At 35.6% G+C, this 8661-nt stretch carries 7 protein-coding genes; 5 read left to right on the plus strand and 2 right to left on the minus strand.

Annotated features, from left to right (window positions below):
- The first annotated feature begins 218 nt into the window (after positions 1-218).
- The 4 genes from AC1M9J_RS14555 (at position 219) to AC1M9J_RS14570 (ending at position 5304) form a co-directional block, all read left to right on the plus strand.
- Complete coding sequence (locus AC1M9J_RS14555; protein ID WP_035270297.1) at positions 219-1133, plus strand: LysR family transcriptional regulator; 915 nt, start codon at positions 219-221, stop codon at positions 1131-1133.
- A 386-nt stretch (positions 1134-1519) separates the two neighbouring features.
- Positions 1520-2887 carry an aromatic acid/H+ symport family MFS transporter gene (locus tag AC1M9J_RS14560; RefSeq protein WP_481952557.1) on the plus strand — a complete coding sequence of 456 codons (1368 nt, stop codon included), beginning with the start codon at positions 1520-1522 and terminating at the stop codon, positions 2885-2887.
- 87 nt (positions 2888-2974) lie between these two features.
- Positions 2975-4246, plus strand: a complete 1272-nt coding sequence (locus tag AC1M9J_RS14565) for a DcaP family trimeric outer membrane transporter (RefSeq protein WP_481952558.1) — start codon at positions 2975-2977, stop codon at positions 4244-4246.
- 164 nt (positions 4247-4410) lie between these two features.
- On the plus strand, positions 4411-5304 hold the full coding sequence (locus AC1M9J_RS14570; protein WP_092766282.1) for a LysR family transcriptional regulator: 894 nt from the start codon (positions 4411-4413) through the stop codon (positions 5302-5304).
- Positions 5305-5394: 90 nt separating this feature from the next.
- Here the strand turns inward: AC1M9J_RS14570 and AC1M9J_RS14575 are convergent, their stop codons facing one another.
- Together AC1M9J_RS14575 and AC1M9J_RS14580 are read right to left on the minus strand one after the other, a co-directional pair.
- Positions 5395-6156 carry a 3-oxoacyl-ACP reductase gene (locus tag AC1M9J_RS14575; protein WP_481952559.1) on the minus strand — a complete coding sequence of 254 codons (762 nt, stop codon included), beginning with the start codon at positions 6154-6156 and terminating at the stop codon, positions 5395-5397.
- Between the two features lie 77 nt (positions 6157-6233).
- Positions 6234-7304: a zinc-binding metallopeptidase family protein gene (locus AC1M9J_RS14580; protein ID WP_180000644.1), complete on the minus strand. Its 1071-nt coding sequence runs from the start codon at positions 7302-7304 to the stop codon at positions 6234-6236.
- Between the two features lie 321 nt (positions 7305-7625).
- Between AC1M9J_RS14580 and AC1M9J_RS14585 the strand changes: the two genes are divergently transcribed.
- Positions 7626-8661, plus strand: a 1036-nt coding sequence (locus AC1M9J_RS14585; protein ID WP_481952560.1) for a BapA/Bap/LapF family prefix-like domain-containing protein, incomplete at its 3' end; no start/stop codon positions are given.

Raw genomic sequence — 8661 nt, forward strand, 5'->3', positions numbered from 1 at the left:
ATTTTAATGAGGACTAAGGTTTGAGTTTGCATCGTTGCGACCGCCATCTTGTGTGGGCGGATCGTCGGGATTTCAACGAGCAAGGTTTCAACTGATGTAATCATTTCCACTCTACGCATTCTTGCATTGTGTATTTCATGTGGTATACCTTAAAAGAATGCAAAAATAGAGTCGAAGATCATTTTTGCATTTTAATATATTTAAAAGGTATGGAAGTCATGGAGCTTAGACATCTACGATATTTTGTCGCAGTGGTAGAAGAACAAAGTTTTACAAAAGCAGCCGAAAAGTTATTTATTGCGCAGCCACCATTAAGTAGACAAATTCAAAATTTGGAATCAGAGCTTGGCATTGCTTTATTTGAGCGAGGTAGCCGTCCATTAAAAACAACACAAGCCGGTTATTTCTTTTATCAGCACGCAGTGAAATTACTTGCCAATGCTGAAGAAGTTAAGTCTATGACAAAGCGTATAGGTCTAGTTGAACGTACAGTAACAATGGGGTTTGTCGGGTCACTGCTTTATGGGCTGCTTTCTAAAATTGTATATTTATATAGGCAGCAGCAACCCCACTTAAAGATTGAACTTGTTGAAATGACCACGTTAGAACAAGTTAAAGCACTCAAAGAGGGGAAGATTGATGTTGGATTTGGGCGGCTTAGAATTTCAGATCCAGCATTGAAGCGAATTTTGCTTCGTGAAGAGCGCTTAATGATGGCAGTGCATGCGAGTCATCCTTTAAGTTTGAAAAAAGAAGGTGTTTATCTATCTGATATTTCTGATGAAAATATTTTTTTATACCCTAGCCATACAACCCCTAGCTTTGCAACTCAAGTCCAAGCCTTGTTTGCAGAATATAATTTAGAACCTAAAAATATACGTTTGGTGCGAGAAATTCAGCTATCTCTTGGTTTGGTTGCAGCTGGTGAAGGTATTTGTATTGTTCCAGAAAGTGCGAAATCAATTCAGCTATCCCATTTGCTTTACATCCCAATTTTAGATGAAACTGCAGTAAGTCCAGTATTTATGACGATACGTAATCTAGATGAGAGCGAGGACATCATGTCTCTAATAGATTGTATTTACCAAGTGTATGATTTAGAAGCAATTAAGTATGATAGAAATTTAATTTAGATAGGGTCTAATACAATAATTAGACTTAGGTCTAAAGCTATTGGATAAAAAATAGCAATCAAAAATCTTAAATACTCAAAATAACTACGACTTTAGCTTATGCCCCGAAAAGGGGCTTAATTTTTTTTGATAAATTTCAAACAAATAATTTTAACTTTGAAGAAAAAGTAGGTTGCAATAAAAAATTCAAATTAGAAATTCTCAAAGAATTTTTTTTTAAAGTAATTATTCGTCTAATTTTCATTCAATCATACTAGAAATAAGCCCTCGAGATTATTTAGACCTTGAAGGTATATATATAGATATATTCGGTTTTGGACATTTTTTCAGCTTTAAGTCAATGTTGCGTCATATTTTTGGAGAGTTTATTTGCAGGAGGCGCAACCTTGGAAGCAAACAAATTAAATATCAATCGTGTGATTGATGATGCTAAGTTCACACCATTTCATTGGGGTGTATTATTTTGGTGCTTATTGATTATTATCTTTGATGGTTATGATCTTGTCATTTACGGAGTTGCATTACCTTTATTAATGCAGGAATGGGCATTAACTTCAGTACAAGCTGGATTGTTAGCAAGTACAGCTTTATTCGGGATGATGTTCGGTGCTATGTCATTTGGTACATTATCAGATAAGCTTGGTCGTAAAAAAACCATTATGATTTGTGTGGCAATCTTCAGTGGATTTACATTTTTGGGGGCATTTGCATCAAATCCAACTGAATTTGGTATTTTACGCTTTCTTGCTGGTCTGGGTATTGGTGGTGTGATGCCTAACGTTGTTGCTTTAATGACTGAATATGCACCTAAGCGAATTAGAAGCACTTTAGTTGCCCTTATGTTCAGTGGATATGCAATTGGTGGTATGACGTCAGCATTATTAGGTGCTTGGTTAGTTCCACAATATGGCTGGAAAATTATGTTCTATATCGCTGCATTGCCTTTAATCGCATTGCCGTTGATTTGGAAATTCCTACCAGAATCTTTGATGTACCTGACCAACAAAAACCAAACCGAGCAAGTGCGAATTAATGTGAAGAAAATCGCACCTGAAAAAAATATTACTGCTGACACTCAATTTGTATTAGATGAAGTCACAGCAGGTGATGAAGCTCCTTTAAAAGCATTATTCCAGCAAGGTCGTACCTTTAGTACATTCATGTTTTGGATCGCATTCTTTATGTGTTTACTTATGGTTTATGCTTTAGGAAGCTGGTTGCCAAAACTTATGATTCAAGCGGGTTACTCGCTTGGTGCAAGTATGATCTTCCTATTTGCATTAAATATCGGTGGTATGGTGGGTGCAATTGGTGGTGGATATCTTGCAGATCGTTTCCACATCAAAAAAGTACTTACAATTATGTTCGTGTGCGGTGCACTTGCACTTATCCTTCTCGGCTTTAATAGTCCACAAATCGTGTTGTATACGCTAATTGCAATCGCGGGCGCTGCAACGATTGGCTCACAAATTCTACTTTATACATTCGTCGCACAATATTATCCTTCAACAGTTCGTTCAACTGGTATGGGGTGGGCATCTGGTATTGGTCGAATAGGTGCAATCGTAGGTCCAGTACTCACTGGTGCTTTGTTAACCATGGAACTTCCGCACCAAATGAATTTCTTGGTCATCGCAATTCCTGGTGTGATTGCAGCCTTAGCAATTTTCATGGTGAATCTGAAAAATTCAGTAGATGGAAAAATTGCTCAGGAAGAATCTGTACACTCTTCTAAAGTCGTAGAACAAGCTTGATATAATTGCTTTATAAATAGATAGCTACTTCATCGGTAGCTATCTTTCAACAAATCAAATCATTTTTAAAGGATAAGAGAGATTAGGATGATCTTTTCAAACAAACCATTTACTTTAAGTTTAATCTCATTAGCTGTTTTAACCTCTACTGCAACGTTTGCACAAAGCACACAACAGTCTGAAATAGAGCAATTACGTCAAGAAATCGAAGCACTTAAATCAATGATAGAACAACAAGAGAAGAATGCTGTTGTGCAGGCAAAATCGATTGAGACATTAAAAACTGAATCTGTTAAACCCCAACCAAAACTAAATGTTGGTAAAGATACCACTTTTAATTTTTATGGAAATGTTCGTCTAGATGCTTCATATCAAGCTGAAGGTAGTGGGTTAGATCGCCTATATAATAATATTAATAAGGTTCCTTTAACCGGTAATAATGAGGCGAGTGATCAGCTTAAGTCGACTCTATCAGCAACACGTTTAGGTTTGGATATTCATAGTCAAATTAATGATAAAAAAGTTTCAGGTAAAGTTGAAGTCGACTTTTTGGGTGGAGCTGGATTAGATAATCTTCGTATACGTCATGCTTATATGAATTACGATAAATGGTTAATTGGTCAAACTTGGTCTAACTTTGCTGTGCCAGACTATATGCCTGAAACGATTGATGCCTTAGGTTATGTGGGTGGTGCTGTAAAACGTACACCTCAAGTTCGTTATAGTATGAGTTTAGCACCTGCAACAGGCTTGGTCCTTGCAGCAGAAGATCCAAAAGATGGATTATCTAAAATGCGTACACCTGCAGTCACAGCGCGATTGAATCATCAATTAAATGATGATGCTAAACTCAGTTTACGTACTATGGTCAATGAAAAGAAAACAGAAGTTGATGAAGTCGTTGCATGGGGCGTAGGACTTGGTATGCAATATAAATTAGCTCCTTCAACTACACTGAAAGCTGACTACTATCATGTAAAAGGAGATAGCAGTTTCGTTTCATGGACGAATCCTGGTATCAGCCGTAGCTCATCTGGTGAAATTTTAGATGAGAATGAATTTGACTCAATTACCATAGGTCTAACGCAGCAATTTAATCCTCAATGGCGTGGAACTGTTGGTTTTGGTTATATGAATCAAGATGTAACAAATGCTTATCGAGGTGGTGCAGTAAATCTGACAGAGATCAATAAGGAGCTTTGGCAAGGTTGGGTCAATGCATTCTATAGTCCGATCAAACCGATTAGCCTTGGATTGGAATATGTGTATGGTGAGCGTAAAGCTGTAGTATCTGCACCAAATGGTTCTAACACAGGTGAGGATAATCGTGTAAGTGCTGTAGCAATTTATAATTTCTAAATTATTCAAACTTGAATTATGATAAAAAGAGCGATTTTTCGCTCTTTTTTTATGGGATGGTTTTAGAGAATGTCAGAATAGATCCTAGAAAAAATAAAAATATAAAAGTACTATGAGATCTTGTTTTACTTTACATTCTCATCTACTAGGAGAAGTCGCGTTTCGTGTACGAATTAGATTGCAAATTACTCAGTATTTTTTTTCATGTTTACAAATTTAAAAGTGTCTCGGTTGCTGCTGAACAATTGCAGATGAGTCAACCTGCTGTAAGTAATATTCTTAATAAAATTCGACAACATTATAACGATCCGCTTTTTTTAAGAATTGGGAATGAAATGATCCCGACGGAATTATCAAAGCAATTATTCCCATTGGTCAGTGAAGCATTAAGTAAAGTTGAAGCGATTAATAATTTTACGATCGATTTTGATGAAGCTATATCAGATCAACAATTCACCTTGGCGATGACTGATGTTTCGCATTTAGTATTACTGCCTAAGATTTCCCAATATCTAAAAGCAAAAGCATCTCATGTCAGATTAAATGTGCGTCCAATAACTTCTGAAACAAGTTATCAAATGGCAAATGGTGAAATTGATCTTGCATTAGGATTTCTGCCTCATTTGGAAAATGGCTTTTATCAACAAAAACTATTCGAGCAATATTATGTTGTAATTGCAGCAAAAGATCACCCTCGTTTAACGGGAGATTCAATCAGCAAAGAGCAGTATTTGGCAGAATCACACATTGATATTGATGCGGGAATGGGGCATTACCATATTGAAAATGAGCTGTTAAACCTTGAACTTAAAAGAAATATTTTAATGCGATTACCAAGTTATCTTGGTGTTGGTCTTGTTGTTCAAGAAACTGATGCGATTGCTACAGTGCCTTACTATCTAAGTGAAGTTTTATTATCACGAGGCAATTTAAAAATCTTTGATGCACCTATTGCTTTCCCGACATATGGTGTTAAACAATACTGGCATATGTCCTGTCATCATAAGACCAGCCATCAATGGCTTAGACATATGTTTCATGAAATCCTTGTAAAATAACACTCATAAATACTCTATGAGCAAGCGATTGGGGTTATATAGGTAGGCTATTCCTTAAATAAAAAATAGCCTAAGCTCTAAGCATCGTTATTAATTTTTAACTAAACCGCCATCCACTATTAAATTTTGACCAGTGACAGCTTTGGAGTACGGTGACAAAAACATTAAAATGGCTGAAGCAAACTCATCAGGAGTGACTACTTTACGCAAGGGAGTAGCAGAAGCAATATAATCAAAAACTTCCTGTGGCGTGCTTTTACTTGCATCAGTTTGTTGAAGTAATCCACCAGATAACATATTGACATTAATTCCAAACTCACCTAATTCATGAGCACATGTTCGCGTCAATGCGAGAAGGGCAGATTTTGCAGTAGTATAGTCATGATATGGCACAACAGGATTTTGCACCAAGTTTGTTCCTATATTCACAATTCGACCGAATTGATTAGCTTTCATGTCGGCTAAAGCAGCTTGAGTGGTATTGAGGGCAGCTTTAACAGCACCCTCAAACTGAGTGTGCATATCATTCCACTGTATTTGTGAAATATTTGGTCTTGCATCCCCGTTAAATTTAAAACTAACGAGTGCATTATTCACAATTGAATGAATAGCTTCACCAAAATGCAGTTTGGCAGCGTTAAACATTTCTGAAACTTGATCTGCATCAGTAATATCCGCTTGATAACTAAAAACTTGATCAGGATCTGAAAGTTTTAATGTCTTAGCGGACTCATGACTACTATGATAATTGACAACGACACGAGCGCCTTCGCTCAATAATGCCTTGGTAATAGCCAAGCCAAGGCCTCGTGCCCCACCTGTAACGAGTACAATCTGTTCGTTTATTTTCATTTACACACAATCAATAAGACTTGGTGAAGATTGTATTTAAATAATAAGTAACTTCAACCTTTGATAAAGCAAAATATTTATTTTTGAAATGAAATTTCTAATAGTTTGTGATGAATAAATCTGAGCTTGTCTAAGACTTTGTCCGATAGCGTAAATGGGTATGCATCATCTAAACCCATACTGCGATTAAGTGCATTTAAGTTAAAAGTGATGATTAACCAGTTTTGTAAAACAGTTTCAAAGTTTTTAGCACCAATCGGATTTTCTTCGATCGTCATACTTGGGAGATCAGCACGTTTAGATTGAACACTCAGACCCGCATAGTATGCTGTTTCTAAGGTATCCATCATATGTAAATAATGTGCCCAAGTCTCTGCCCAATCTTCCCATGGGTGAGCACTTGCATAGGAACTAATAAAATTTTTCTGCCAGTCTATGGGTGGACCTTCGTGATAATGTCGCTTTAAAGCCTCAGCATAATCTTGTCGTTCATCTCCAAACATTACTCTGAAAGCATCAATGAGATCTGGTCGAAGCTGTTGAATGAGATCGAAATAGTAATGCCCGCTTTCGTGGCGAAAATGACCGAGTAGGGTTCGATAGTTTTCACCCATTTTTATTCGGGTTGTTTCGCGGTATACGACGTCTGCTTCGCTTGCATTTAATGTAATTGTACCTTGAGCATGCCCAGTTAAAACAGGAAGATCTGGTTCGGGCATCAAAAAATTAAATCTAAGTCCAAATTGATCTTGATCATTTTTTTTTGGTCTCGGCATGATATTTAGTTGTTGCATCATATAAAGGAAACGACGCTTCGCATGCTCTAATCTGCTCCAATAGATGGTGTGATCAGGATTATTTAAATTTGGAATAATAGAGGTTAGTTTGCAAGAGTCACAGTAAATATCAGAACTTTCTGCAGGAATCATCCAATTGCATACATGATGATGCAAATAATTAAAACAGGGTTTATAGAGTTTATTTTTGAATTTGGGATTAATAGATTTCCACAACTGACTAGTATGTTTATGGAAACTTTCCATTTCTTTTTCTTCTACAACATAACCTAAATTAATTCCACAATGAGTACATGTAGAATTCATAAAAAAGATTTGCCGATTGCACTGCGCGCAAGAAAAATATTTCATAAAAATTATTCATTTTTTTGAGATTATACCATTGCTTTTTTCAAAAAAAAATTTGTGTTTCTGATATTAAATAATGAAAATTAAAAGCAAGAATAATGATGAACAATAAGTAATCAATGTATTGAATTTGTAAATACCAGTATAATTAAGATCATTTAGTTACTGTATAAAATAAAATCAATTTTATTAAAAAATAGTGTGATGCAAATCACAATATATTGAAATATATGATTTTTAATCTAAAAAAATCTTGATTAGAAAACTAAATGATCGTTTAATGCTATCAAGTAAAATTTCTTTAAATCTATGGGTATTTTGTATATGCAAACTCAGATTATCTCAAAAAAAACCTTGAATAATACGATCACTTCAGAAAGCAATATAATTAAAATTGTTGAAGACTCAGTTGTAATGATCGACGTGGCTCCTGAAGATGTTCAAGAGCTGATTGTGAATGATAATCAGGTCATTATTAAACTTAATAATGGGGAAACAATAACCCTAGAAAACTTCAATTATGAAACATCTGATTTAGTTTTCCGTAACCAAAATAGTGAGATGTTTGTTCTTGATTTCAAAAATGTAGAATACAACCCTTTAGAAAGCATAGAAGCGTTACTAGAAGGTGGTGCTGGAACTGGCGCTACAATCTTAAATAATTGGTTAGCTGGTGGTGCACTTGCACTAGGTGCAGTTGGAGTTGGCGTTGCTGTATTTGATGCTGCTAATGGATCAAGTGACACAAAACAACCTTCCAAAGATCTCAGCAAATTAGTTGATGCAATCAATGATGCTAAAAATTCATTAAATCAATTGGATGGAGATGAAAAACAGCGAGTTGAAAATGCTATTAATGATGCAGAAGCTGTTTTAAAAGACCCAGAATCAAGTCAAGAATTACTTGACCAGACGGCTGATGATTTAATTGCTATTGTTGAAGATGCTTTAAAAGATCAAGAAGCTAAAGATGCTGCTAAATTAGAAGAAGCAATTAATAATCTTGAAGCTGATTTGGAAAATGCAAAGGATAAGTTGGAAAATGAAGATCCAAACGATCCATATACTGATGAAACTAAATCAGAACTAGAAAAAGAAATTGAAGAAGCTCAAAAGCTTGTAGATGATTTTAATAATAATATTGGTAATAAGCCAAGTATTGACGATGTAAATAATGCTCGTGATGAACTGAATAATGCTGTTGATAATCTAAAAACTGAATCACAGCAAGAATTTGAAAACATGCCTGCAACTGAAGAGGATTTAGCCGCGCTTGAGACGAAGGCGAAAGACCTTCAGACTAAACTTAATGAAAATGCAAAGTTAGAAGAGTCAGCAAGATATACTGATGAAACACGTG

The sequence above is a fragment of the Acinetobacter sp. ANC_7588 genome, assembly GCF_056783995.1.

What these genes read in the sequence shown, in the direction of transcription:
- AC1M9J_RS14555 (WP_035270297.1), top strand. Translation starts at nt 219, where the DNA reads ATGGAGCTTAGACATCTACGATATTTTGTCGCAGTGGTAGAAGAACAA.
- AC1M9J_RS14565 (WP_481952558.1), top strand. Translation starts at nt 2,975, where the DNA reads ATGATCTTTTCAAACAAACCATTTACTTTAAGTTTAATCTCATTAGCT.
- AC1M9J_RS14575 (WP_481952559.1), bottom strand. Translation starts at nt 6,156, where the DNA reads ATGAAAATAAACGAACAGATTGTACTCGTTACAGGTGGGGCACGAGGC.
- AC1M9J_RS14580 (WP_180000644.1), bottom strand. Translation starts at nt 7,304, where the DNA reads ATGAAATATTTTTCTTGCGCGCAGTGCAATCGGCAAATCTTTTTTATG.